This window comes from Shinella sp. (genome assembly GCF_049651085.1).
GTDB lineage: Bacteria > Pseudomonadota > Alphaproteobacteria > Rhizobiales > Rhizobiaceae > Shinella.
Map to the genome: position 1 here is coordinate 38,596 of NZ_JBASBL010000026.1, position 24,463 is coordinate 63,058.

General features: G+C 63.0%; 20 protein-coding genes. 11 read left to right on the forward strand and 9 right to left on the reverse strand.

The window, feature by feature from the left end:
* Position 1: 1 nt before the first annotated feature.
* The gene (dprA, locus tag WA950_RS16220) at positions 2–1,153 is read left to right on the forward strand and encodes a DNA-processing protein DprA (RefSeq protein ID WP_424552752.1); all 1,152 of its coding nucleotides are present in this window, start codon (positions 2–4) and stop codon (positions 1,151–1,153) included.
* Here the strand turns inward: dprA and WA950_RS16225 are convergent.
* On the reverse strand, positions 1,085–1,339 hold the full coding sequence (locus tag WA950_RS16225) for a hypothetical protein (RefSeq protein WP_424552753.1): 255 nt from the start codon (positions 1,337–1,339) through the stop codon (positions 1,085–1,087). The genes dprA and WA950_RS16225 overlap by 69 nt on opposite strands.
* A gap of 258 nt (positions 1,340–1,597) precedes the next feature.
* Between WA950_RS16225 and topA the strand changes: the two genes are divergently transcribed.
* The 6 genes from topA to rpmG all read left to right on the forward strand — a co-directional run bounded on the left by topA (position 1,598) and on the right by rpmG (position 9,293).
* Positions 1,598–4,264, forward strand: coding sequence for a type I DNA topoisomerase (gene topA / locus WA950_RS16230; protein WP_424552754.1), 2,667 nt, complete (start codon positions 1,598–1,600; stop codon positions 4,262–4,264).
* A gap of 4 nt (positions 4,265–4,268) precedes the next feature.
* The gene (rnr, locus tag WA950_RS16235) at positions 4,269–6,623 is read left to right on the forward strand and encodes a ribonuclease R (RefSeq protein ID WP_424552755.1); all 2,355 of its coding nucleotides are present in this window, start codon (positions 4,269–4,271) and stop codon (positions 6,621–6,623) included.
* An 80-nt stretch (positions 6,624–6,703) separates the two neighbouring features.
* Positions 6,704–7,174 (forward strand): DUF983 domain-containing protein, encoded by a 471-nt coding sequence (locus WA950_RS16240; RefSeq protein WP_424552756.1) that lies wholly within the window; start codon positions 6,704–6,706, stop codon positions 7,172–7,174.
* Positions 7,171–7,833, forward strand: coding sequence for an NUDIX hydrolase (locus tag WA950_RS16245; RefSeq protein ID WP_424552757.1), 663 nt, complete (start codon positions 7,171–7,173; stop codon positions 7,831–7,833). Before WA950_RS16240 ends, WA950_RS16245 begins: the two co-directional genes overlap by 4 nt.
* 13 nt (positions 7,834–7,846) lie before the next feature.
* The gene (locus WA950_RS16250; protein WP_424552758.1) at positions 7,847–9,031 is read left to right on the forward strand and encodes an MFS transporter; all 1,185 of its coding nucleotides are present in this window, start codon (positions 7,847–7,849) and stop codon (positions 9,029–9,031) included.
* A 94-nt stretch (positions 9,032–9,125) separates the two neighbouring features.
* Positions 9,126–9,293 (forward strand): 50S ribosomal protein L33, encoded by a 168-nt coding sequence (gene rpmG / locus WA950_RS16255; protein ID WP_023512792.1) that lies wholly within the window; start codon positions 9,126–9,128, stop codon positions 9,291–9,293.
* Between the two features lie 677 nt (positions 9,294–9,970).
* Here the strand turns inward: rpmG and WA950_RS16260 are convergent.
* Positions 9,971–11,338, reverse strand: coding sequence for a PleD family two-component system response regulator (locus WA950_RS16260; RefSeq protein ID WP_424552759.1), 1,368 nt, complete (start codon positions 11,336–11,338; stop codon positions 9,971–9,973).
* 15 nt (positions 11,339–11,353) lie between these two features.
* Positions 11,354–11,725, reverse strand: coding sequence for a response regulator (locus WA950_RS16265; protein ID WP_003547430.1), 372 nt, complete (start codon positions 11,723–11,725; stop codon positions 11,354–11,356).
* 141 nt (positions 11,726–11,866) lie between these two features.
* On the opposite strand from WA950_RS16265, the gene WA950_RS16270 reads away from it, so the two are divergent.
* The 3 genes from WA950_RS16270 to WA950_RS16280 all read left to right on the forward strand — a co-directional run bounded on the left by WA950_RS16270 (position 11,867) and on the right by WA950_RS16280 (position 15,077).
* A complete protein-coding gene (locus WA950_RS16270; protein ID WP_424552760.1) occupies positions 11,867–12,166 on the forward strand; it encodes a DUF3572 domain-containing protein in 300 nt (99 codons plus the stop codon).
* Positions 12,167–12,255: 89 nt separating this feature from the next.
* Positions 12,256–13,632 (forward strand): DNA polymerase IV, encoded by a 1,377-nt coding sequence (locus WA950_RS16275; RefSeq protein WP_424552761.1) that lies wholly within the window; start codon positions 12,256–12,258, stop codon positions 13,630–13,632.
* A gap of 131 nt (positions 13,633–13,763) precedes the next feature.
* On the forward strand, positions 13,764–15,077 hold the full coding sequence (locus WA950_RS16280; protein WP_424552762.1) for a L,D-transpeptidase family protein: 1,314 nt from the start codon (positions 13,764–13,766) through the stop codon (positions 15,075–15,077).
* An 81-nt stretch (positions 15,078–15,158) separates the two neighbouring features.
* Here the strand turns inward: WA950_RS16280 and dnaE are convergent, their stop codons facing one another.
* Positions 15,159–18,653, reverse strand: a complete 3,495-nt coding sequence (dnaE, locus tag WA950_RS16285) for a DNA polymerase III subunit alpha (RefSeq protein WP_424552763.1) — start codon at positions 18,651–18,653, stop codon at positions 15,159–15,161.
* A gap of 356 nt (positions 18,654–19,009) precedes the next feature.
* On the opposite strand from dnaE, the gene WA950_RS16290 reads away from it, so the two are divergent.
* Positions 19,010–19,597 carry a hypothetical protein gene (locus WA950_RS16290; protein WP_424552764.1) on the forward strand — a complete coding sequence of 196 codons (588 nt, stop codon included), beginning with the start codon at positions 19,010–19,012 and terminating at the stop codon, positions 19,595–19,597.
* A gap of 23 nt (positions 19,598–19,620) precedes the next feature.
* On the opposite strand, the gene WA950_RS16295 is transcribed toward WA950_RS16290, so the two are convergent.
* From WA950_RS16295 to mce, 5 genes are all read right to left on the reverse strand, one after another.
* Complete coding sequence (locus WA950_RS16295; RefSeq protein WP_424552765.1) at positions 19,621–20,307, reverse strand: ABC transporter ATP-binding protein; 687 nt, start codon at positions 20,305–20,307, stop codon at positions 19,621–19,623.
* An 11-nt stretch (positions 20,308–20,318) separates the two neighbouring features.
* The gene (locus tag WA950_RS16300) at positions 20,319–21,623 is read right to left on the reverse strand and encodes a lipoprotein-releasing ABC transporter permease subunit (protein ID WP_424552766.1); all 1,305 of its coding nucleotides are present in this window, start codon (positions 21,621–21,623) and stop codon (positions 20,319–20,321) included.
* Positions 21,624–21,650: 27 nt separating this feature from the next.
* The gene (gene proS / locus WA950_RS16305; RefSeq protein ID WP_424552767.1) at positions 21,651–22,979 is read right to left on the reverse strand and encodes a proline--tRNA ligase; all 1,329 of its coding nucleotides are present in this window, start codon (positions 22,977–22,979) and stop codon (positions 21,651–21,653) included.
* 699 nt (positions 22,980–23,678) lie between these two features.
* Positions 23,679–23,948 (reverse strand): DUF1467 family protein, encoded by a 270-nt coding sequence (locus tag WA950_RS16310; protein ID WP_424552768.1) that lies wholly within the window; start codon positions 23,946–23,948, stop codon positions 23,679–23,681.
* 76 nt (positions 23,949–24,024) lie between these two features.
* On the reverse strand, positions 24,025–24,429 hold the full coding sequence (gene mce, locus WA950_RS16315) for a methylmalonyl-CoA epimerase (RefSeq protein ID WP_424552769.1): 405 nt from the start codon (positions 24,427–24,429) through the stop codon (positions 24,025–24,027).
* Between the last annotated feature and the right edge of the window lie 34 nt (positions 24,430–24,463).

Below are 24,463 nucleotides of genomic sequence, written 5' to 3' on the forward strand. Positions count from 1 at the left end.
AATGGACGACCTCAGCGCAAGGACACCGGGAGTTGCGCTGACGGAAAGACAGAGGATCGCCTGGCTGCGCCTCATTCGCAGCGACAATGTCGGACCGGCCACCTTTCGCGAACTGATCCATCAATTCGGCAGCGCCGAGGCGGCGCTGGACATGCTGCCGGAACTCTCCCGACGCGGCGGCGCTGCGCGCAGCATCCGCATCGCCGGCAAGGCCGATGCGGAGCGCGAACTGGAGATTGCCGAGCGGCACGGCGCCGCCTTTGTCGGCATCGGCGAACCGGATTATCCCCCGCTGCTGCGCCAGATCGACGGAGCGCCACCGCTGCTTGCCGTCAAAGGCAATCGCACGGTCGCGGCGGCACCGGCGGTCGGTATCGTCGGGGCGCGCAACGCCTCCATCTCCGGCATGAAATTCGCAAGCCTGCTGGCGCGCGAAATCGGCCGCGTCGGCTATTCCATCGTCTCCGGCCTGGCACGCGGCATCGATACCGCCGCCCATCGCGCCAGCCTCGGCACGGGCACCATCGCCGCCATGGCCGGCGGCCTCGACAACCCCTATCCGCCCGAGAATATCGGCCTCCTCGGCGAATTGACCGAAGGCCAGGGCCTTGCCGTCAGCGAAATGCCCTTCGGCTGGGAGCCAAGGGCGCGCGACTTTCCCCGTCGCAACCGGTTGATTGCCGGCATGTCGCTGGGCCTTGTGGTTGTGGAGGCGGCCGTGCGCTCGGGTTCGCTGATCACGGCACGCAACGCGGCCGATTTCGGCAGGCTGGTCTTCGCGGTGCCGGGCTCGCCGCTCGATCCGCGCTGCGAGGGCACAAACGGCCTCCTGAAGGATGGCGCGACGATGGTCACGACACCGGACGACGTGCTGGAAGGCCTGCGCCCGCTATCGGAACCAGACCTCTTCACCCCTCCTCCGGGCGCGCGTGAACCAGCCGAGGATATACCGCCCGCGCTTCGGCTACCGCCCAGCGACGGCGAGCGGCAGCGGATTGCCGAGGCGCTGAGCCAGGTCCCGAGCGAGATCGACGAGATCATTCGCCATACCGGGATCGCGGCCGCGTCCGTCTACCTCGTTCTCCTAGAACTTGATCTTGCCGGCCGACTGCAGCGGCATGCCGGCGGCGGGGTCTCGATCGCCCCGGATTGAAATCGGCCGAAAGCCCGAGAGGATGTCGCCAGCCTCCACATAGGCCATCTCGATCAGATAGCGCAGCATGTCGGCGCCTTCATTGTGTGCGACCGTTCGCAACTCGCCCAGCATCTGTCGGATGTAGGCGATGTTCTCTTCTGCCGTGTGCGGCGGGAGTGTGGGCTTGGCTGGTTTCGGGCTCATAGCATTTCCGTTGTGCCAAGATTTCAGAATCACCGATAGGTTGCAATTCCTATACTTAGAAAACGATACAACGAATATTTATAATTGCAATTGCATAATAAGCTCTCATTGGTTGCATAACGTTGCATCCCACTAATTTCAACCCTACCTCTTGACCCGAACGCTTTCCCTGTTCATGTCGAGACACGACTTTTCGGCGCTGGACGCCCCTTTCGTCGTGCGTGCAAACGCCCGACGCCCCGTATCAGAGAAATGACGATGAATGTTGTAGTTGTGGAATCGCCTGCCAAGGCCAAGACGATCAACAAGTATCTCGGCCCCGGTTATACGGTGCTCGCCTCCTTCGGCCATATCCGCGATCTGCCGGCCAAGGACGGGTCCGTGCGCCCGGACGAGGACTTCGAGATGTCCTGGGAAGTGGACAGCGCCTCTGCCAAGCGCATGAAGGATATTGCCGACGCCGTGAAGGCCTCCGACGGCCTCATTCTCGCAACCGACCCGGATCGCGAGGGTGAAGCGATCTCCTGGCATGTGCTCGACGTGCTCAAGAAGAAGAAGGTGCTGGGCGACAAGCCGGTGCAGCGCGTCGTCTTCAACGCCATTACCAAATCGGCAGTGCTCGATGCCATGCGCAATCCGCGCGACATCGACACGGCGCTGGTCGATGCCTATCTCGCCCGCCGCGCGCTCGATTATCTCGTCGGCTTCAATCTGTCGCCTGTGCTCTGGCGCAAGCTGCCTGGCGCCCGTTCGGCCGGCCGCGTGCAGTCGGTCTCGCTTCGCCTCGTCTGCGACCGTGAATCCGAGATCGAACGTTTCGTTTCCGAAGAATACTGGAACCTCTCCGCCCTGCTGAAGACGCCGCGCGGCGACGAGTTCGAAGCGCGCCTCGTCTCGGCAGAAGGCCAGCGCCTTCAGCCGAAGGCAATCGGCAACGGCGAGGAAGCCAACCGCCTCAAGACGCTGCTCGAGGGCGCGTCCTATCGCGTGGAAAGCGTCGAGGCCAAGCCGACCAGGCGCAACCCGTCCCCGCCCTTCACGACCTCCACCTTGCAGCAGGCAGCCTCTTCCAAGCTCGGCTTCTCCGCCTCGCGCACCATGCAGGTGGCACAGAAGCTCTATGAAGGCATCGATATCGGTGGCGAGACGGTCGGTCTCATTACCTATATGCGTACCGACGGCGTACAGATGGCGCCCGAAGCGATCGACGAGGCCCGCCGCGCCGTCGCCGAACAGTTCGGCGAGCGCTATGTGCCGGAAAAGCCCCGCATCTACTCCACCAAGGCAAAGAACGCCCAGGAAGCGCACGAGGCGATCCGCCCCACCTCCTTCGACCGCACGCCGGACCAGGTGAAGCGCTTCCTCGATCCGGACCAGTTGCGGCTCTATGATCTCGTCTGGAAGCGCGGCATTGCCAGCCAGATGGCGTCTGCCGAGATCGAACGCACGACGGTCGAGATCGAGGCGGACAACGGTGGCAACAAGGCGGGCCTGCGCGCCACCGGCTCGGTCATCCGCTTCGACGGCTTCATCGCGGCCTATACGGACCAGAAGGAAGACGGCGAACAGTCGGACGATGGTGACGATGACCGCCGCCTGCCGGAAATCAATGCGAAGGAGGCGGTCGCCAAGCAGAAGGTGAATGCCACCCAGCACTTCACCGAGCCGCCGCCGCGCTATTCCGAAGCCTCGCTCATCAAGAAGATGGAAGAGCTCGGCATCGGCCGCCCGTCGACCTATGCCGCAACGCTCGCCACGCTGCGCGACCGCGAATACATCACGATCGACAAGCGCAAGCTGATCCCGGAAGCTAAGGGTCGGCTCGTCACCGCCTTCCTCGAGAGCTTCTTCACCCGCTATGTCGAATACGACTTCACGGCGGACCTTGAGGAAAAGCTCGACAAGATCTCGGCCGGCGACCTGGACTGGAAGCAGGTTCTCCGCGATTTCTGGAAGGACTTCTTCGCGCAGATCGAGGACACCAAGGAACTGCGCGTCACCAACGTGCTCGATGCGCTCAACGAGGAACTCGCCCCGCTCGTCTTCCCCAAGCGCGAGGATGGCGGCGATCCGCGCATGTGCCAGGTTTGCGGCACGGGCAAGCTGTCGCTGAAGCTCGGCAAGTTCGGCGCCTTCGTCGGCTGCTCGAACTATCCTGATTGTAACTATACGCGCCAGCTTTCCGCCGATAACGGCTCGGATGCGGATGCAGCCGTGTCGAACGAGCCGCAGAGCCTCGGCAAGGACCCGCATACCGGCGAGGAAATCACCCTGCGCTCGGGTCGCTTCGGGCCCTATGTCCAGCGCGGCGATGGCAAGGAAGCCAAGCGCGCCAGCCTGCCGAAGGGCTGGACGCCGGCAAGCATCGACCACGAGAAGGCGCTCGCCCTGCTCTCGCTGCCGCGCGATATCGGCCAGCATCCCGAAACCGGCAAGATGATCTCCGCCGGTATCGGCCGCTATGGCCCCTTCCTGCTGCATGACGGTGGCTACGCCAATCTCGAGACCGTCGAGGACGTGTTCTCGATCGGCCTCAACCGGGCCGTGACGGTGATTGCCGACAAGGCGTCGAAGGGACCTGGCGGACGCTCGCGCGGAACGCCCGCCGCACTGAAGACGCTCGGCGACCACCCGGAAGGCGGCCCCATCACCGTGCGGGACGGCAAATACGGCCCCTATGTCAACTGGGGCAAGGTCAACGCCACCCTGCCGAAGGGCAAGGCGGCCGACAGCGTCACCATGGAGGAAGCGCTCGTCCTGATCGCCGAAAAGGCCAGCAAGACGCCGGCCAAGGGCAAGGCTCCTGCCAAGGCCAAGGCGGCGAAGACCACCAAGGCTGCCAAGTCGGACGATGCCAAGGCCGCAAAGCCGAAGGCAAAGGCGGCGGCAAAACCCAAGACTGCATCCAAGGCAAAGAAGGCCTGACGGCATGACGAGAGAACCACGCAGCCGGGCAGGATACTCCAAGCGGCCCGGCCGCGCGGATCGCGACCTGCCGCCCGCAGACACGACCCCGATCATCCATGGCGCCGTACCGCCGCGCGATGTGCTGTTGCGCTTCATCGCGGACCACCCGGAGCAGGCCTCCAAACGTGAAATCTCCAAGGCTTTCGGCCTGAAGGGCGAGGCGCGCGTCGAGCTGAAGGCGCTGCTCAAGTCCTTCGAGGAAGACGGGCTCCTGCAGAAACGCCGCAAGTCGCTGGTGCGCCCCGGCGCCCTGCCGCCCGTTGCCGTGCTCGACATCACGACGCGCGATGTGGATGGCGAACTGATCGGGCGTCCGGCCGAGTGGCTGGACGATGCGGGCGTCGCCCCCGCCGTGCTGATCCGTCAGTCGGGTGGTCCACGCAAGGACAAGGCGCCCGTCGCCGGCCTCGGCGACCGGGTACTGGCAAAAATCTTCCCGGCCAAGGAACGCGGCGGCCCGGCCTATACGGCGCGGATCATCAAGGTCCTCGACAAGAAGAAGAATTCCGGCATGGGCGTCTTCCGTGCCGCGCCGAGCGGCGGCGGCGGGCGCATCATGCCGATCGACCGTCGCGGCGAGGAAATGGAAGTCGATGCCGAGTTCACGGCAGGCGCCACGGACGGCGACCTCGTGGAGATCGACGTCGTGCGCATGGGCCGCTACGGCCTGCCGCGTGCACAGATCAAGGGCGTGATTGGCTCGGTCGCCTCGGAAAAGGCGATCTCGATGATCGCCATCCATGCCCACGGCATTCCCTATATCTTCCCTGATGCGGTGATCCGCGAGGCGGACGAAGCCGGCCCGGCGACGATGTCGCACCGGGAGGATTGGCGGTCCCTGCCGCTCATCACCATCGATCCGGCCGATGCCAAGGATCATGACGACGCCGTCTATGCCGAAGCGGATACCTCTCCCGACAATCCGGGCGGCGTGGTCGTCACCGTCGCGATCGCCGATGTCAGCTACTACGTGCGCCCGAAATCCGCCCTGGACCGCGAGGCGCTGAAGCGCGGCAATTCGGTCTATTTCCCCGACCGCGTCGTGCCCATGCTGCCGGAGCGCATCTCGAACGACCTCTGCTCCCTCAAGGAGGGCGTGGATCGTCCAGCGCTCGCCGTACGCATGGTCTTCTCCAAGGAAGGCCGCAAGGCGAGCCACACCTTCCACCGCATCATGATGAAGAGTGCGGCGAAACTCTCCTACCAGCAGGCCCAGACCGCCATCGACGGCGCGCCGGACGACAAGACCGGCCCCATTCTCGAAACGATCCTGAAGCCGCTGTGGGAGGCCTACCGCATCATGACGGTCGGCCGTAACCGCCGCCAGCCGCTCGAACTCGACATGCCGGAGCGCAAGATCCTGCTGAAGCCGGACGGCACCGTCGACCGGGTCTTCGTGCCGCCAAGGCTCGATGCCCACAAGCTCATCGAAGAAATGATGATTCAGGCCAACGTGGCCGCCGCCGAAACGCTGGAGAAGAAGAAGCAGGCCCTGGTCTACCGTGTGCACGACACGCCGTCGCTCGCCAAGCAGGAGACCCTGCGCGAGTTCCTCCACACGCTCGACATTTCTCTGGTGAAGGGCGGCAATCTGCGCTCCAACCATTTCAACGGCATCCTCTCGCAGGCAAAGGACAAGCCCTTCGAGCAGATGGTCAGCGAGATGGTGCTGCGCTCGCAGAGCCAGGCGATCTACAGCCCGGAAAACATCGGCCATTTCGGCCTCAACCTGATGAAATACGCCCACTTCACCTCGCCGATCCGCCGCTATGCGGACCTGATCGTGCATCGCGCGCTGGTGGGCTCGCTCGGGTTTGGCGCGGGCGGCATCACGCCGGACGAAGAGGCCGCGCTGGACGACATCTCGGCGGAAATCTCCACCTTCGAGCGCCGCGCCATGGCGGCCGAACGGGACACGGTCAACCGGCTGATCGCGCACCATCTTGCCGGGCGCATCGGTGAGGAATTCGACGGGCGCGTTTCCGGCGTCACCAAGGCGGGACTTTTTGTCGCCCTGCCGGAGTATGGTGCCGACGGTTTCATACCTATATCCATGCTTGGACGCGACTATTATATCTATGACGAAGCCCATCAGGCTCTGTCCGGCGAAAAGACCGGGCTCGGCTACCGTCTTGGAGACGAAGTGCGCGTGAAACTCGCGGAAGCAGTGCCACTCGCCGGCTCGCTCCGGTTCGACATGGTCAGCGAAGGACGCAAGATGCCGACGGCAGTGCGCTCCTTCCACAAGTCGGGCCGGCGCAAGGGCGGCGCGCCACATCGCCAGCCGGGCACGCGCCCGCCCCGTGGGAAACGCTGAGCAATTCCCGCAATCGTGCGAAGGGAATTGTCTGGAACCAGGATGGCCGGCGCACAAGCCCCGGCAGGAAGGAAATGGATATGCAGGCGAACGAGACCACCGGCAGCACCGTGCATTTTGGCGACACGGCTGCCTCCACGCCAGCAGAACGGCCACTTGGCCGCTCCATCAAGCGCGGCATGCTGAACCGCTGTGCGGCCTGCGGCACCGGCCGCCTCTTCCGTTCCTTCATGAAGCCGGTCGAGAATTGCGCGGCCTGTGGCCAGGACTATACCCACCAGCGCGCCGACGACCTGCCGCCCTATCTCGTGATCACCATTGTCGGCCATATCGTCGTTGGCGGCTACATGGCGACGGACCTGGTCTGGCCGCTCGCCACCTGGCAGCATCTCGCCATCTGGACGCCGATCACGCTGATCCTGTCGCTCCTGATGCTGCAACCCGTCAAGGGCGGCACCATCGGCCTGCAATGGGCATTGAAAATGCACGGATTCGGCAACAAGTCCGAGGAAGCGGAAGCAACGCCCGCCTATGGCGACCGGACGGCATGACACCTGTCCGGCCGGTCGATGCGGCCTCCATCCTGCTTCTCGACCGGTCGGGCGAGAACGTGCGGGTGCTCGTCGGCCGGCGGAGCAGCAAGCATGTCTTCATGCCGGACGTCTATGTCTTTCCCGGTGGCCGGCGTGACGCGGGCGACCGCCTCGTCCCCGTCGCCAGTCCGCTGAACGCACTCGCCTGCGAGCGACTGGCTATCAAGACAGGCGCCCGCTGTTCCGATTCGCGCCTGCGGGCGCTCGGTGTCGCGGCAATCCGCGAACTCTACGAGGAAGCCGGCATCACGGTGGGCACCCCCCTTGCGCAGTCCGCCGCCGGCGCGCTTCCCTTCCAGCCCGATCTCTCCCGCCTGCGTTTCCTCGCCCGCGCCATCACGCCCACCGGCATGGTGCGCCGGTTCGACACGCGGTTCTTCACGCTTTTTACCGACGAGGCCGGTGTCGATCCGGCCGGCGCCACCGCCAGCCACGAACTCGAAGACCTGCGCTGGGTGGATATTTTTGATCATAAGGGCATCGAGATGCCCGACATAACCGTATTGATCCTTGAAGAGCTTCAAAAAAGCATTCAGGAAGACAGGACTTTGCCCTTCGGAAGAGCCGTGCCGCTGTACCACACGCAGCGCGGGCGCTTCCTCAGGGATCTGCTTTGAGGATCGATAGCATATGACGCAGCCGCAATCCGGCACCTCCGGCCCGGTGGAGCATATTCACTGGCGGTCTCTCATTGCAGCCGTCGCCGCCATTTCCGCAGTCGGCATCGCCATCGGCCTCGGTCTTCCGCTGCTCTCCATCATCATGGAGAAGCGCGGCATTTCCTCGACGCTCATCGGCATCAACTCGGCCATGGCCGGCGTTGCCGCGATGATGGCGGCGCCCTGCACGACGCGTCTCGCCCATAGCTGGGGCACGGCGACGACGATGATCGCCGCCATCCTGCTGGCCGCTGTCAGCGGTCTCGGCTTCTACTATATCGAGAATTTCTGGCTCTGGTTCCCGCTGCGAATCGTCTTCCACGGCGCCATCACCACGCTCTTCATTCTGTCCGAATTCTGGATCAATGCCGCAGCTCCGCCGCGCCGCCGCGGGCTCGTGCTGGGTATCTATGCAACCGTGCTTTCGCTCGGCTTTGCAAGCGGCCCCCTGCTCTTCTCGCTTCTCGGCAGCGATGGCGTGCTGCCCTTTGCCGTCGGGGCGATGATCATTCTTCTCGCCGCCGTCCCCATCTTCATCGCCCGCAGGGAAAACCCGATCATTCACGAGAAGCCGGGCCTGCATTTCATGCGCTACATCCTTCTCGTGCCGACGGCGACGGCAGCGGTCTTCATCTTCGGCGCGGTCGAGGTGGGCGGCCTCTCGCTCTTCCCCATCTATGCCACCCGTGTGGGCTTCAGCGAGCCACAGGCGGCCCTGCTGCTCACCGTCATGGGCATAGGCAACATGGCCTTCCAGATCCCCCTCGGCATGCTCTCCGACCGTATGCGGGACCGCAGGCGCCTCCTGACGATCATGGCCGCCATCGGCCTACTGGGGTCGCTTTCCCTGCCGCTCATCTCGCACAGCTGGATGCTGATGGCGGCGGTCCTGCTGGTCTGGGGCGGCTGCGTCGCGGGCCTCTATACCGTCGGCCTCAGCCATCTCGGCTCGCGCCTGCACGGTGCTGACCTGGCATCCGCCAATGCCGCCTTCATCTTCTGCTATGCGGTCGGAACGGTTGTCGGTCCCCAGGCGGTCGGCGCGGCGATGGATATCTCCGGCAACAACGGCTTTGCCTGGGCGATTGTCGCCTTCTTCGGCTTTTACCTCGTACTTTCTCTGGGCCGGATGGTTTTCCGGCCGAAACGGGCTTGACTTTTCGGGCCCGATTTGTAGTTTCCGCGCAGATTTAAAGCCGTAGAGCAGACTGGCTGTCAGCGGCTTCGTTTTTCATAAAGGCAGGACGACCATGGCCAAGGCTACCACCATCAAGATCAAGCTGCTGTCGACGGCCGACACCGGTTTCTTCTACGTAACGACGAAGAACAGCCGCACGATGACGGACAAGATGACCAAGACGAAGTACGACCCGGTCGTCAAGAAGCACGTCGAATTCAAGGAAACCAAGATCAAGTAATCTTGAGAGCCTGACAGGTTCGAAAAAGGCGCTGGACGGAAACGTCCGGCGCCTTTTCTTTTGCTGGTCTGCGACCTGCCGAAACCGGGCGAATCAAAACGCCGCCCCCTTTCCGGGAGCGGCGTTGAATTGGGGGTCGGCCAGACACGACGACGGCACGAGGATTCCGTTTGTGTCGTAGCTGACCGACCGACCCCACGACCCAGGAGATGCGGCGGACCTAGCATCATGGGGTAACCGGTTGTGCGGGATTGCTTCCCGTCCATGAGTTGAGCATCGCGCGAAAAAGGGAAAAGATCAACGAAATCTTAACGCTCGCCCCACAGCTCCTTGTCCCATAGTTAACCGGCAAAGCCTCAACTGTTCCATTGAGCAGCATTTGCGTTGCGCAAGAGAACAGGCCGGAACCTGTCCATCCACAACCATGAAGCGGCTCGGACCGCCACCCCGCAAATACCTGAAGAAGAACACGGCAAGGTTGCGCAAACACAACCCATTGATAAATTTTATCAAAAATAAATTGTACGATTTATAGCCAAATTTAGCCACAGCGACGGGGTTCGAAAAGCCGTGCTTCCCCTGAGTGCTGCACAGCGGCAACTACCCGGAATTTAAGGCAAATGCACGATACGCAACGAAGCTGTGGATAAACCGGACGACAGCGCCGATTCGCCTGTTCAGGCAGCAGCGGCCACAACCCGGTTGCGGCCCGAGCGCTTGGCTTCGTAGAGCGCAGTGTCCGCCCGCTTCAGCAATGCTTCCGGACTGTCGCCCGCCGGAAGTATCGAGGCGATACCGAGCGAGGCGGTAATCGACAGGAACACGTCCATGCCGGGAATGCGGAACGGCTCCTGCTCGATGATCATGCGCAGGCGCTCGGCGACGCTGGCGGCCATTTCGCCGGACGTATCCGGCATGACCAGCACAAACTCCTCCCCGCCATAGCGACAGGCGAGATCGGCGCCGCGCACGGCGGAGCGGACGCGGTTGGCGAATTCGCGCAGCACCGCATCGCCCGCATCGTGGCCATAGGTATCGTTGACGAGCTTGAAGCGGTCGATATCCGCGATGCAGACCGAGAGCGGCCGTCCACGCGCGGTCGCGCGGTCGATCAGCAGCTTCATGTGATTGTCGAGGTAACGGCGATTGTGCAGCCCCGTCAGGCCGTCCGTGACGGCAAGCTCGATGGTCTGGCGCACACTGGCGCGCAGACGGTCGTTGCAGCGCTTGCGGCGGATCTGGGTGAGACTGCGGGCGATCAACTCGTTCGGATCGATCGGCCGCATCAGATAGTCGGTCACGCCGAGATCGAGCGCCCGCACGACGAGATTGTCATCGCCCTGTTCGGCGATCAGCAGGAGCGGCAGGAAGCGCGTGCGCTCCAGCGAACGAAGCTGCGAGCAGAGACGCAGCGGATCGTATTCCTCGAAATTCGCATTGACGATGACGAGTTCGTAGTTGCCTTCGGCAGCCTGGAACACGGCCGCCTGCGGATCGGACATGCAGGTCACGTCGGCGATCGGCTTCAGCGCGCGCGCAATGCGCTCCTGCGAGCTGGCGCGGCCGTCGACGAGCAGGATATTGCCAGGCTCGTCGCCCAGATTGGTATCCAGCCCCTGCTCCATGGAAACAGCGCGCGCGGTTGCCGCACGCATGTGTAGTTCGTCCGTCAGGGTCTTGAGCCGCACGAGGCTTTTCACCCGCGACATGAGCTGGAGATCGTTGACCGGCTTGGTGAGGAAGTCGTCGGCGCCCGCCTTGAGGCCGCGCACGCGATCCGACGGCTGGTCGAGGGCCGTTACCATCACGACGGGGATATGGGCGGTGCGTGGATTGGCCTTCAGCCGCTCGCAGACCTCGAATCCGTCCAGGCCGGGCATCATGATGTCGAGCAGGATGAGGTCGACCTGGGTGCGCTCGCAGATCGCCAGCGCCTCATAGCCGTTTTCCGCCGTCAACACGTCGAAATATTCCGCAAGCAGCCGTGCTTCGAGCAGCTTCACATTCGCTGGAATATCGTCAACGACGAGGATGCGTGCCGTCATACCCTTGTCCCCGCCTTACGCGTCCCCGAGATAGGTCTTAATGGTTTCGATGAATTTCGGTACCGAGATCGGCTTGGAGACATAGGCCTCGCAGCCGCCCTGCCGGATCCGCTCCTCGTCGCCCTTCATCGCGAAAGCCGTGACGGCGATCACCGGGATGACGTGCAGTTCGTCGTCTTCCTTGAGCCACTTGGTGACCTCGAGGCCGGAAACCTCCGGGAGCTGGATATCCATAAGGATCAGATCGGGCCGGTGTTTGCGGGCGAGATCAAGGGCCTCCATACCGTTGCGGGTCTGGATGGTCGTGTAGCCGGACGCCTCGATGAGGTCCCGGAAGAGCTTCATGTTGAGCTCGTTGTCCTCGACTATCATCACCTGTTTGGGCATCGTGCGTCCCTGTTCCTCTCGCCGGCCTTGCAACCTTTTGGGAGATCGATAAGTTGCGGAAAAGCCGAAATCACCCAGCCGGACCGTTGCCACGTTAGCGTCACTTGGTTGATTAAAAGGTAAATTTCCCGAGGAAAAACGATGAAGAGCCAAAAAGATACAACCGCAGCGCAAGATGCGGAGGCGACCGCTATCGCCATCCTCGGCTGGCTCGCGGGCGAACCCGAACTGCTGTCGCGTTTCCTCGCGCTCACCGGTGTTGCGCCCTCGGAGGTTCGCAACGCCGTCGGCGATCCCGGCTTCCTCGCCGGCCTCGTCGATTTCCTCATGAGCCATGAGCCGACGCTCCTCGCCTTCAGCGCGGCGACGGGCATCCAGCCGGAAGCGGTCGTGCATGCCCATGCAATCCTTTCGGGGCCGCACGGCAGCACCGATTTCTGAATTGCCGGCCAGTAAGGGCCATGCGCGTGCCTGTGTATCGTCATGCATTCGGCTCCGGCAACGCTTGAGACTCGTGAGCTTAAGCAGTAATGTCGGAATGTTCAACATTTGTTCCATTCATGAGCACCGCTGCATCGCGTTTTCCGGGCTTCTGTCGTGACTGCCTTTCCGGGCAGCCCGCCGCTCTGCGCCGTTGCCGGGCCTGCGGCAGCCCCCGCCTCGTCTACCATGACGAGCTCTTCGACCTGACACTCGCCCATATCGACTGCGACGCTTTCTATGCGTCGATCGAGAAGCGTGACAATCCGGAACTGGCCGACAAGCCGGTCATCATCGGCGGCGGCAAGCGCGGCGTCGTCTCTACCGCCTGCTATGTCGCGCGCATCCATGGCGTGCGCTCGGCCATGCCCATGTTCAAGGCGCTGGAAGCCTGCCCGAACGCCGTGGTCATCACGCCGGACATGGAAAAATACGTCGCCGTCGGGCGAACGATACGCACCATGATGCAGGAACTGACGCCATTGGTGCAGCCCATCTCCATTGACGAAGCATTCCTCGAACTCAAGGGGACCGAACGGCTGCACCATGATCCCCCTGCCCGCGTGCTGGCGCGCTTTGTCCAGCGCGTCGAGAAGGAGGTGGGCATCACCATCTCGGTCGGGCTTTCCTACTGCAAGTTCCTCGCCAAGGTCGCCTCGGACCTCAACAAGCCGCGCGGTTTTTCCGTCATCGGCGAGGCCGAGGCACTGGAGTTCCTGCGCGACAAGCCGGTACGCCTCATCTGGGGGGTCGGAAAGGCCTTTGCGCAGACGCTGGAGCGCGACGGCATCCGTACTGTCGGCCAACTCCAGACCATGGAGGAAACCGACCTGATGCGCCGCTATGGCGTCATGGGCAAGCGCCTCTTCAACCTCTCCCGCGGCCAGGACGACCGCGAGGTCCATGCCAACGACGCGGCGAAGAGCGTTTCGTCGGAGACCACCTTCTTCGACGACATCTCCAGCTATGACGACCTTGTCACGCATCTGCGCCGGCTCAGCGAGAAGGTGGCCACGCGCCTGCGCAAATCCGGCATTGCGGGCCACACGGTCGTGCTCAAACTGAAGACCGCCGACTTCAAGGGCCGCACGCGAAACCGCAAGCTCGAAGACCCGACCATGCTCGCCGACAAGATCTTTCGCACCGGGATCGAGCTTTTGCGCAAGGAAGTGGACGGCACGAAGTACCGGCTGATCGGCATCGGCGTCAGCGATCTTGCCGATCCCGGCCGCGCCGACCCGCCCGACCTGGTCGATCCTGCCGCCAGCCGCCGCGCCGCGGCCGAAGCCGCGATGAACACGCTGCGCGACAAGTTCGGCAAGGCGAGTGTGGAGACCGGCTACACTTTCGGCAAATCCGGACCCGACCGATTTCACGAAAAATTGACATTCAAATCCACCGGAAAACCCGACCAGCCCACCGAATAGACCCCGGAAAACCAGCATTCCCCCCTGTATCGGGATGGCACAGATCGGGGGATCGCCAGGTCCTATCAAGTCTTCTTTAAGCGAGATGCGCTACCGTTCCCGCCGGTTTGTATTGCGTACGGATGGGTAGCATGAAGTTTCACCTCACGACCGGCATGAGCATATTGGGCCTGATGCTGAGCTGCGCCACCGCGCTCGGCGGAACGCTCGAAGGTCCGCTCCAGATCATGGTGTCCAAGGACCGGCAGGAACTGAAGATCTACGACGGCGGCGTGATGGTCGCCGCCTCGCGCGTCTCCACCGGCAAGGCCGGCCATTCGACGCCCACCGGCATTTTCTCGATCATCGAAAAGAAGCGCAAGCACTTCTCCAACCTCTATGACAATGCGCCGATGCCCTTCATGCAGCGGCTTACCTGGTCAGGCATCGCGCTGCACGCCTCCAACAGCGTGCCGTCCTATCCCGCCTCGCATGGCTGCGTTCGCCTGCCGAACGATTTTGCCAAGACCCTGTTCAGCCTCACCCGCCGCGGAGGCCATGTGCTGGTCACCGATGGCGAGATCGCGCCGCAGCGCATTGCGCATGCCGTGCTGTTCAAGCCTTCCATCGTGGTGCCGGATACGCCGCTTCTCTCCGATGCGGACTTGCGTCCCGCGCTGATCGAGGCAGGCGACAAGAGCGTCGAAGTGGCGATGACCGATCCGAGGCCGGAAGTGCTGCCGCCGATCGTCCAGCGGACCGAACAGGACCCGATCCGCATCCTCATCACCCGCCGCGGCGAGCGCGAGATCCTGCTCGACCTGCAGACGTTGCTGAATTCGCTCGGTTATGACGCCGGCGCGCCGGATGGCCGGCATGGCAAGCAAACCATCACGGCCATCCGTGCCTTCCAGCTCGCCGAAGGCCGCAAGGAAGACGGCATGGTCACCGCCGATCTTCTCGCCGCAGTCTATGCAAAGGCCGGCAAGGGCACGCCGCCGAACGGCCAGATCCTCGTGCGCCAGAAATTCAAGCCGGTCGTTGAGGAGCCGATCACCATCCGCAATCCGGAAATCGCGCTCGGCACGCATTTCCTGCTTGCCCGCGAGGTCGATGCCGACAAGGGCACGGCCGACTGGTACGGCGTGAGCGTGGAAAACCAGCTGTCGCCCGCGACGCTGAAGCGCCTCGGCATTGCCGTCGAGGCCAATGCGGAGGCCCCCGATGCGCTCTCCGCCACGCTCGACCGCCTCGACATTCCGCACGATATGCGCACCCGCATTTCCCGACTGATGGGCGAAGGCGCATCCCTCTCGATTTCCGACACGGGCCTCGGCCCGGAAACCGGCGACGGCACGGACTTCATCACCGTCACCCGCAAGGTGCAGAAAGCCGATGCGACGGCCGTCCCGGGGACGAAAAAGCCGAAGAAAAAGAAGAAATCCTCGGTGACCGTCGTCAATTGACGAGGAACGTGCCGCGGGACGTTTCAGAGGCCTTGTCGCAGCGGTGACAAGGCCTCGCGAGCCTGGCGGAAATGCCCGCCCTCAAACCAGTTCCACATCCAGCACGCCCGGTGTCGAGCGCATGGCGGCGGCGATTTCGGGGGAGATGCGGAAGCGCTCGTTCAGCTCCACCTCGATCTCGCGCTGGCCGCTGTCCTTGATGACGATGAAGGAGACGAGACCGTCTCCCTTCGTGTTCAGATGGGCTGCGACCGACCGCAAGGGGCCTGAATCACGGACATAGACACGCATCGCCTTCTGGGTATGGAGCGATTCCTCCTCGAGCGAGCGCAGCGTCTGGATGCGCAAGCCGATGCCTTCCGGGCGCTCTTCCGCCTGCACGGTCATCACCAGCGATTTACCCGCTTCCAGCAGGTCGCGGTACTGGTTCAGCATTTCCGAAAACAGCACCGCCTCGAACTGGCCGGACGAATCCGAGAAGGCGACGATGCCCATCTTGTTGCCGGTGCGCGTCTTGCGCTCCTGCTTGGAGGTCACCGTTCCGGCAAGGCGGCCGGCGGTGGCGCCGCGCTTCACCGCGGCGGAGAAATCGCCGAAGTTCTGCACGCGCATCTTGGCAAGGATGGGCGCATAGGTATCGAGCGGGTGGGCCGACAGGAAGAAGCCGAGCACCTGGAATTCCCGGTGCAGCTTCTCCGACGCGAGCCAGGGCGTATAGGCGGGCAGCGTGATCACTTCCGGCCCGGTGGCGGCCCCCATGCCGAAAATATCGCCCTGCCCGCTCGCCTTGTTCTCCTGCGCGCGCTGGGCGGCGCCCAGCAGGCGGTCGAGGCCGGCGATCATGGCGGCGCGGTCATGACCGAAGCAGTCGAAGGCGCCGGCGACGATCAGGCTTTCGAAGACGCGCCGATTGACGAATTTCGGATCGATCCGCACGCAGAAATCCTCGAGCGACTTGAACGGCGTATCGCCGCGCACCTGAACGATGTGCTGCACCGCCGCCTCGCCCACGCCCTTGATGGCGGCGAGCGCGTAATAGATGCGGCTCTCACCAGTCTCGAAATGGGCGAACGAGGTCTGCACCGACGGCGGGATGACCTCGATGCCGAGACGGCCGGCATCCTGCCGGAAATCGTTCAGCTTGTCCGTGTTGGACATATCGTAGGTCATCGAGGCGGCGAGGAACTCGACCGGGTAATGCGCCTTCAGATAGGCCGTCTGGTAGGAGACAATGGCGTAGGCGGCCGCGTGCGACTTGTTGAAGCCGTAGTTCGCGAACTTGGCGAGCAGGTCGAAGATGAGGTCGGACTGCGGCTTCGAGACACCGTTCCGGACCGCGCCTTCGACGAAGCGGGCGCGCTGCTTGTCCATCTCCTCCTTGATCTTCTTGCCCATAGCGCGGCGCAGAAGGTCGGCCTCGCCGAGCGAGTAGCCCGACAGGACCTGGGCGATCTGCATCACCTGTTCCTGGTAGACGATAACGCCCTGCGTTTCCTTGAGCAGGTGGTCGATCTTCGGGTGGATCGACTCGATCTCCTCCTCGCCGTGCTTGCGGGCGTTGTAGACCGGAATGTTCTCCATCGGCCCCGGACGGTAGAGCGCCACCAGCGCGATGATGTCCTCGATGCAGTCGGGCCGCATGCCGATCAGCGCCTTGCGCATGCCGGCGCTTTCCACCTGGAACACGCCGACCGTTTCGCCGCGCGAGAGCATCTCGTAGCTCAGCTGGTCGTCGAGCGGCAGGCTCTCGAGATTCACCTCGATATTGCGCTTGCGGATGAAATCGACGGCGGTCTTCAGAACCGTCAACGTCTTCAGGCCGAGGAAGTCGAACTTGACCAGTCCGGCCTGCTCCACCCACTTCATGTTGAACTGCGTGACCGGCATGTCGGAGCGCGGATCGCGGTACATCGGCACGAGCTTGGAGAGCGGCCGGTCGCCGATCACGATACCGGCGGCGTGCGTCGAGGCGTGGCGGTAAAGCCCTTCGATCTTCTGGGCGATGTCGAGCAGGCGCGCGACGACCGGCTCGTTCTCCGCCTCCTCCTGCAGTTTCGGCTCTTCCTCGATGGCCTTGGACAGTGGCATCGGGTTGGCCGGGTTGTTCGGCACCAGCTTGCAGATCTTGTCGACCTGGCCATAGGGCATTTCCAGCACGCGGCCGACGTCGCGCAGTGCCGCGCGCGCCTGGAGCGAACCGAAGGTAATGATCTGCGCCACCTGCTCACGGCCGTATTTCTGCTGCACGTAGCGGATCACCTCTTCGCGGCGATCCTGGCAGAAGTCGATGTCGAAGTCGGGCATCGAGACGCGTTCCGGGTTTAGGAAGCGCTCGAACAGCAGCGAGAAGCGTAGCGGATCGACGTCGGTGATCGTCAGCGCATAGGCGACGAGCGAGCCTGCCCCCGAACCGCGCCCCGGCCCGACGGGAATGTTCTGCTGCTTGGCCCATTTGATGAAGTCGGCAACGATGAGGAAGTAGCCGGGGAACTTCATGCGCTCGATGACGCCCAGCTCGAAATCCAGCCGCTCGCGATAATCCTGTTCGCTATAGCCGGGCGTCAGGCCGAGCAGCGCCATCCGGTTTTCGAGGCCTTCAACGGACTGGCGGCGCAATTCCGCCGATTCGGCGCGCTCGGCCTCTTCCGGGTCGTCCGTCGCGCCGGTGAAACGCGGCAGGATGGGTCCGCGCGTGTTCAGGACGAAGGAGCAGCGCCGTGCGATCTCGATCGTGTTCTCGAGCGCTTCCGGCAGGTCGGCAAAGAGCGTTGCCATCTCCTTGCGGCTCTTGAGATAGTGGTCGGGCGACAGGCGGAAGCGGTTGTCGTCGGAGACCATCGCATTGTGCGCCACCGCCATCAGAGCGTCATGGGCGTCATAATCGTCCGGTGCAGGAAAGAACGGCTCGTTGGTGGCGACCAGCGGCACGTCCTCCGCATAGGCCAATTCCACCATGCGCCGCTCGTGCTGCTTGTCGTAGCGCCCGTGGCGTTGCAGTTCGATATAGAGCCTGTCGCCGAAGACGCGCTTCAGCGCATGGAGCCGAGCGCGGGCAACGGCGGGCTGCCCGGCGAGAAACGGCGTGTCGACAGGCCCGCCGCGCGCGCCGGTCAGCGCGATCAGCCCCTCTGCCCCCTCCTCCAGCCAGCTGAGGGCAATGCGGACCGACTGGCCGCTTTCGCCACCAAGATAGGCCCGGCTGACAAGGTCGACGAGACGCGCATAGCCGGCATCGGTTGCGGCCAGAAGCACGATAGAAGGCAGCTTCTGGAGCTGCGCCTGGCCGCCGCGCCGCTCGCCGTCGCCCTCGTCTTCCATGTCGATAGACAACTGGCAGCCGATCAGCGGCTGGATGCCGTCACCCACCGCCTTCTGTGAAAACTCGAGCGCCGCGAACAGATTGTTCGTATCGGTAATGGCGATGGCCGGCTGCTGGTCGGATGTCGCCTTTCCGATGATCTTCTTGATCGGCAAGGCGCCTTCGAGCAGCGAGAAGGCCGAATGCACGCGCAGATGCACAAACTCCGGCGTCTGGGCCATCTTCTCGTTGTCCGTCGTGCGTGCTTCGTCCGCCATCGTATCTTCCTTCCGGTCAGGGCCGGAAGCTTAAGCGGATTCGGACCCGGCTCGTCCAGAGGTCTCTACATGTTGTAACCGATATCCACGCGCAGGACGCGCGTGGATGGTGGCAATGTCACGGGATTGAGTGAAAACCGTCAGATTCCGAAGAGGATGACGGAAAAGGTGGTGACGAACATGGCCATGGAGGCGAATGCGGCGAGATCACGAATAAAATCGGTCATTGGGGCTCCCTTTCCTTTTCTGTTTTCTTTTTGTTCTATTATTGTTCCAATGTCAACCACTTTTCGGCCGCCCTCTGGACCGGCGCTTTTCAGCGCAATATGGTCGCCGGACCAACCGGAGAAAACGAGATGAAATCCAGGATTGCCGCACTTCTGCTTTCAGCCTGCCTGCCCGCCGTAGCGACGGCAGCCGATTTTCCGGCAGACAGGATCATTGCCATGGCAAGCGGCGACTGGAACAAGGACGGCACGCCGGATCTTGCCGTGGTCGCGACGCCCGGCGACGACAGCGGCGATGACAACGGGATTTATGTCTATGTCGCCAAGCCCGAGGAAAGCCGGCTGACGCTTGCCCTCTCCCTGCCGAACAGCATCTGGGGCAATCTGACGATGTACGGGCAGGAGCCGGAACTGGCAGCGCTCGCCAACGGGTCCTTCACGCTGACGACGAAGAACGAATCGGTCGGACGCAATCGCTGGCGGCAGTCGCTGACCATCGCCTATCGCAACTTCGACTTCATCGTCGCCGGGTACACCTACTCGTCCTACGATACGATCGCGGAGGGTGGCGGCGAGAACAGCACGACCGATTGCGATCTGAACGTCCTGACCGGCAAGGGCAAGAGCGGCGGCCGGCCGGTTGCCGGCAAGGCGCAGTTCGTGCTGCTCAAGGACTGGAAGGACGAAATCGGCCGCTCGATCTGCGGACTGGACTGACGTCAGCCCTCAAGCACGCCGTTTCAGGCCAGCTCGCGCACAAGGCCGTCCTCGATCGTCACGCGACGATCCATCAGGCTGGCGAGTTCGTGGTTGTGGGTGGCGATCAGCGCGGCCAGACCGGACTGGCGCGCGAGCGCTTCCAGCGCCTCGAAGACGTAGCCGGCGGTCTCCGGGTCGAGATTTCCGGTCGGCTCGTCGGCAAGAAGGACGAGCGGGGCATTGGCAACGGCTCTGGCAATCGCGACGCGCTGCTGTTCGCCGCCGGAAAGCTCCGACGGGCGGTGCTCGGCACGGTGGCCGATGCGCATGTAATCGAGCAGCTGGGCGGCGCGCTCGCGCGCTTCCGCCTTGGAAAGGCCGCCGATCAGCTGCGGCATCATGATGTTTTCCAGCGCCGTGAATTCCGGCAGCAGGTGGTGGAACTGGTAGACGAAGCCGATTTCGCCGCGGCGGATCGTGGTGCGCTCGTCGTCCGAAAGCGTGGCGCAGGAGTGTCCGTTGACGAGCACTTCCCCGGCATCCGGCTTTTCCAGCAGGCCGGCAATGTGGAGAAGGGTCGACTTGCCGGTGCCCGATGGCGCGACAAGCGCGACGGTCTCGCCGCTCCTCAGCGAGAAATCCGCCCCCTTGAGGATCGTCAGCAGGGTCTCGCCCTGACCGTAGTGGCGTTCGATACCCTTGAGTTCCAAAGCGAGACGCGCGTTCATGGCGTTCTTTCCTATTCGTACCGCAGGGCCTGGACCGGATCGAGCTTGGAGGCACGCCAGGCGGGGAAGATCGTCGCGATGAAGGAAAGCACCAGCGCCATGATGACGACCGAGACGGTCTCGCCGGCATTCATGTCGGCCGGAAGCTGGCTCAGGAAATAGAGTTCCGGATTGAACAGCGTCGTGCCGGAGATCCAGGAGAAGAACTGGCGGATCGATTCGACGTTGAGGCAGACCAGAACCCCGAGCAGAACGCCGGCAAAGGTGCCGACCGTGCCGATCGCCGCGCCCGTCATGAAGAAGATGCGCATGATGGCGCCGGATGTCGCGCCCATGGTGCGCAGGATCGCGATGTCGCTGCCCTTGTCCTTCACCAGCATGATGAGGCCGGAAATGATGTTCAGCGCGGCGACGAGCACGATCAGCGTGAGGATCATGAACATGACGTTGCGCTCGACTTCCAGCGCCGAGAAGAAGGTGCGGTTGCGCTGGCGCCAGTCGGTCACGAATATCTGTCGCCCGGCCGCGGCCTCGATCGGCTGGCGAAGCTCGTCGACGGCATCGGGATTGGAGACGAACAGCTCGATCGACTGCACGATGCCTTCGGCATTGAAATAGAGCTGCGCCTCATCGAGCGGCATATAGATAATCGAGGCGTCGTATTCCGACATGCCGATCTCGAAGACGGCGGAAACCGTGTAGCTCTTCACGCGCGGGTTCACGCCGAGCGGCGTGACGTCGCCCTCGGGGGCGACAAGCGTGATCTGGCCGCCGGCGCTGAGGCCGAGCGCCTCGGCCATGCGCGAGCCGATGGCGACGCCCCCCGTGGCAAAACCCACCAGGTCGCCGTCCTTGATGTTGTCGGAGACGGCCTTCATCTTGGCGAGATCGTCGGCGCGCACGCCGCGCACAAGCGCGCCGGTGCCCGCCCCTGCCGTGCCGGAGGCCAGCGTCTGGCCCTCGACGAGCGGGATCGCCATGGTGACGCCTGCAACGGCGGAAAGCCGCTCGGCGAGTTTGGCGTAATCGTTCAGCGGCGTGTCGATCGGCTGGACGATCATGTGACCGTTGATGCCCAGAATGCGCGAGATCAGTTCCGTGCGGAAGCCGTTCATCACCGCCATGACGATGATGAGCGTGGCAACGCCGAGCATGATGCCGATGAAGGAGAAGCCGGCGATGACCGAGATGAAGGCTTCCTTGCGCCGGGAGCGCAGGTAACGCCAGGCGACCATCCGCTCGAAAGCGGAGAACGGGCGGCTTTTCGTGAAGACCTGGGTCTCCGTTGCAGATACACCGCTCGCTGCGTCAGCCATGGTTCCTCCCGATGCCCCCGGTCCGCATCAATTGCCGGACGTCAGGCGATTGATGGCCGCCTCGATGGTCAGCGTCTCGCGTTCGCCGGTCTTGCGATCCTTGATCTCGACTTCGCCATTGGCGACGCCGCGCGGACCGGCAATGACCTGCACCGGCGCGCCGATGAGGTCGGCGGTCGCGAACTTGGCGCCTGCGCGCTCGTCCTTGTCGTCATAGAGCACGTCGACGCCGGCATTCAACAGCGCGGCGTAGATCGTTTCGCAAGCCGCGTCGCAGGCCGCATCACCCGACTTCATGTTGATGACGATGGCCTCGAAGGGCGCGACGGCCTTCGGCCAGATGATGCCGTTCTCGTCGTGCGACGCCTCGATGATCGCCGGCACGAGGCGCGTCGGGCCGATGCCGTAGGAGCCCATGTGCACGGTGTGCTCCTTGCCATCCGGGCCCTGAACCTTGGCGCCCATGGCTTCGGAATATTTCGTGCCGAAATAGAAGATATGACCGACCTCGATGCCGCGGGCGGACAGGCGCTCGCCTTCCGGGATCGCTTCGAAGGCCGGCGCGTCATGCATTTCCGAGGTTGCGGCGTAGCGCGAGGTCCACTTGTCGAAGATGGCCCGCAGGCCCGCAACGTCCTCGAAATTGGTATCCACGCCCGGAACGTCGAAATTCAGGAATTCCTTGTGGCAGAAGACTTCCGACTCGCCCGTTTCGGCAAGGATGATGAATTCGTGGCTGAGATCGCCGCCGATCGGGCCGGTATCGGCGCGCATCGGAATGGCGCGCAGGCCCATGCGCGAGAAGGTGCGCAGATAGGCAGCGAACATGCGGTTATAGGCATGAACGGCGCCTTCGCGGTTGAGATCGAAGGAATAGGCGTCCTTCATCAGGAACTCACGCGAGCGCATGGTGCCGAAACGCGGGCGAATCTCGTCGCGGAACTTCAGCTGGATATGGTAGAGGTTGAGCGGCAGGTCCTTGTAGGACTTCACGAACGAGCGGAAGACGTCCGTGATCATCTCCTCGTTCGTCGGACCGTAGAGCATCGGACGCTCCTGGCGATCCTTGATGCGCAGCATCTCCTTGCCATAGGCGTCATAGCGGCCGCTTTCCTGCCAGAGTTCGGCGGACTGCAGCGTCGGCATCAGAAGCTCGACCGCGCCGGAGCGGTTCTGTTCCTCGCGGATGATAGCATTCACCTTGTCGAGAACGCGCTTGCCGAGCGGCAGCCAGGTGTAGATGCCCTGGGATTGCTGCTTGACCATGCCCGCACGCAGCATGAGCCGGTGGGAGACGATCTCAGCCTCTTTGGGATTTTCCTTGAGGATGGGCAGGAAGAAGCGTGAAAGGCGCATATCGGGTTCCAGGGTGACTGATCCGCCCTATTCGGGGAATCGGGCAAAATGACGTTGATTTTCACGCGTTCATAAACGCTTCGCCAAAGGAAGGGAACCCGGCAGGCCACGGCGGAGCAAAGCTGCGAAGCACTGTCCACCACTCTACGCGACCCGGATAAATGTGGCGAAAAAATGAGGGCGCTAATAACAGAAATTGCGCAGGCCATGTCAATGAAAAAATTTTGTTCCACTGTAGCAAAAATGCAAAAAAAGCGGATGACAACGCCTGAGCTTTGGGCTAGTTTCAGGCCACAAAACAGGCAGGAAGCACAAATTCTTGCCATTTCGCGGTCAAGTCTTGGGAGGATCAGATCTTTGGCGCGCGCAGCCGCTGCCACCGCAAAACGGATAGAGATCACGCGATACCTGTAAAACAAGGCTTTAAGCCTTGTTTTTTTTTGCCTTTCGCCGGCCGCCCCTCCGCATCACAATTTGCGCGCCCGGTCCATGCGTCAAAGCCACGCACAAGACTTCACCTGCGACACTGCGCTCACGCGCCATCAGCCGGCCCCTGGCGGATGGCGGTAAAAAAGTGGTGGAAACAGCTTTTCCGATCGAAACTTGACAAAGAGCAAAAGGAAGACTTTTCCAACGTGCCCCGGCACGCGTGGAATAGCTTACCTTCGCCTCGTGACGCCCGTTAGGAAGTGTGGCGGCTTACCTATAGTCAGGCATGAACTGGGGAATGGAGTCGATGCCGTAGCCGAGGCGGACCGAAAGAACATACCAGAGGGCATAGATAATCCCGGAGACGATCGTCGTCCTCAGCACCAGGCGGCCGCCACGGAAGCGCGCCGGCGCACTCTCGACGGTGCCGGACACCACCTCGTTCGCCTCGCCCTGCGTCTTCTGCCCGAAGGGCAAAACGACAAAAAGCGTCAGCCACCAGAGAATGAAATAGACGGCCAGAAAAGAAAAAAACTGCATGGGTGCCCCTCGTGCGACAATCGGCCTTGTACGCTGGTCGGCGAGGAAGTTCAAACGGCGAAACAGCGGCGCGCTGTCACACCTGCTCGAGTTCGACCAGCGTGCCGAGGAAATCCTTGGGATGAAGGAACAGAACGGGCTTGCCATGGGCCCCGGTTTTCGGATTGCCGTCGCCGAGAACGCGCGCGCCACTGGCAACCAGCCGGTCGCGGGCGGCGAGAATATCGTCCACTTCGTAGCAGATGTGATGCATGCCGCCGGCGGGCGATTTTTCGAGGAAGGCGGCGATGGGCGACTTCTCGCCCAGCGGCTCGAGAAGTTCCACCTTGGTGTTCGGCAATTCGACGAAGACCACTGTGACGCCATGCTCCGGTAGAACCTGCGGCGCGGAGACACTTGCCCCGAGCGTATCGCGATAGGTCGCCGTGGCGGCCGCAAGGTCCGGTACGGCGATGGCTATGTGGTTGACCTTTCCGAGCATGTTCACCCCTCTCCCTTTGCCGCACCGGTATCAT

Bases quoted from the DNA above. Each gene is read 5' to 3' on its own strand.
- dprA (WP_424552752.1), top strand. From the start codon at position 2: ATGGACGACCTCAGCGCAAGGACACCGGGAGTTGCGCTGACGGAAAGA.
- WA950_RS16225 (WP_424552753.1), bottom strand. From the start codon at position 1,339: ATGAGCCCGAAACCAGCCAAGCCCACACTCCCGCCGCACACGGCAGAA.
- topA (WP_424552754.1), top strand. From the start codon at position 1,598: ATGAATGTTGTAGTTGTGGAATCGCCTGCCAAGGCCAAGACGATCAAC.
- rnr (WP_424552755.1), top strand. From the start codon at position 4,269: ATGACGAGAGAACCACGCAGCCGGGCAGGATACTCCAAGCGGCCCGGC.
- WA950_RS16240 (WP_424552756.1), top strand. From the start codon at position 6,704: ATGCAGGCGAACGAGACCACCGGCAGCACCGTGCATTTTGGCGACACG.
- WA950_RS16245 (WP_424552757.1), top strand. From the start codon at position 7,171: ATGACACCTGTCCGGCCGGTCGATGCGGCCTCCATCCTGCTTCTCGAC.
- WA950_RS16250 (WP_424552758.1), top strand. From the start codon at position 7,847: ATGACGCAGCCGCAATCCGGCACCTCCGGCCCGGTGGAGCATATTCAC.
- rpmG (WP_023512792.1), top strand. From the start codon at position 9,126: ATGGCCAAGGCTACCACCATCAAGATCAAGCTGCTGTCGACGGCCGAC.
- WA950_RS16260 (WP_424552759.1), bottom strand. From the start codon at position 11,338: ATGACGGCACGCATCCTCGTCGTTGACGATATTCCAGCGAATGTGAAG.
- WA950_RS16265 (WP_003547430.1), bottom strand. From the start codon at position 11,725: ATGCCCAAACAGGTGATGATAGTCGAGGACAACGAGCTCAACATGAAG.
- WA950_RS16270 (WP_424552760.1), top strand. From the start codon at position 11,867: ATGAAGAGCCAAAAAGATACAACCGCAGCGCAAGATGCGGAGGCGACC.
- WA950_RS16275 (WP_424552761.1), top strand. From the start codon at position 12,256: ATGTCGGAATGTTCAACATTTGTTCCATTCATGAGCACCGCTGCATCG.
- WA950_RS16280 (WP_424552762.1), top strand. From the start codon at position 13,764: ATGAAGTTTCACCTCACGACCGGCATGAGCATATTGGGCCTGATGCTG.
- dnaE (WP_424552763.1), bottom strand. From the start codon at position 18,653: ATGGCGGACGAAGCACGCACGACGGACAACGAGAAGATGGCCCAGACG.
- WA950_RS16290 (WP_424552764.1), top strand. From the start codon at position 19,010: ATGAAATCCAGGATTGCCGCACTTCTGCTTTCAGCCTGCCTGCCCGCC.
- WA950_RS16295 (WP_424552765.1), bottom strand. From the start codon at position 20,307: ATGAACGCGCGTCTCGCTTTGGAACTCAAGGGTATCGAACGCCACTAC.
- WA950_RS16300 (WP_424552766.1), bottom strand. From the start codon at position 21,623: ATGGCTGACGCAGCGAGCGGTGTATCTGCAACGGAGACCCAGGTCTTC.
- proS (WP_424552767.1), bottom strand. From the start codon at position 22,979: ATGCGCCTTTCACGCTTCTTCCTGCCCATCCTCAAGGAAAATCCCAAA.
- WA950_RS16310 (WP_424552768.1), bottom strand. From the start codon at position 23,948: ATGCAGTTTTTTTCTTTTCTGGCCGTCTATTTCATTCTCTGGTGGCTG.
- mce (WP_424552769.1), bottom strand. From the start codon at position 24,429: ATGCTCGGAAAGGTCAACCACATAGCCATCGCCGTACCGGACCTTGCG.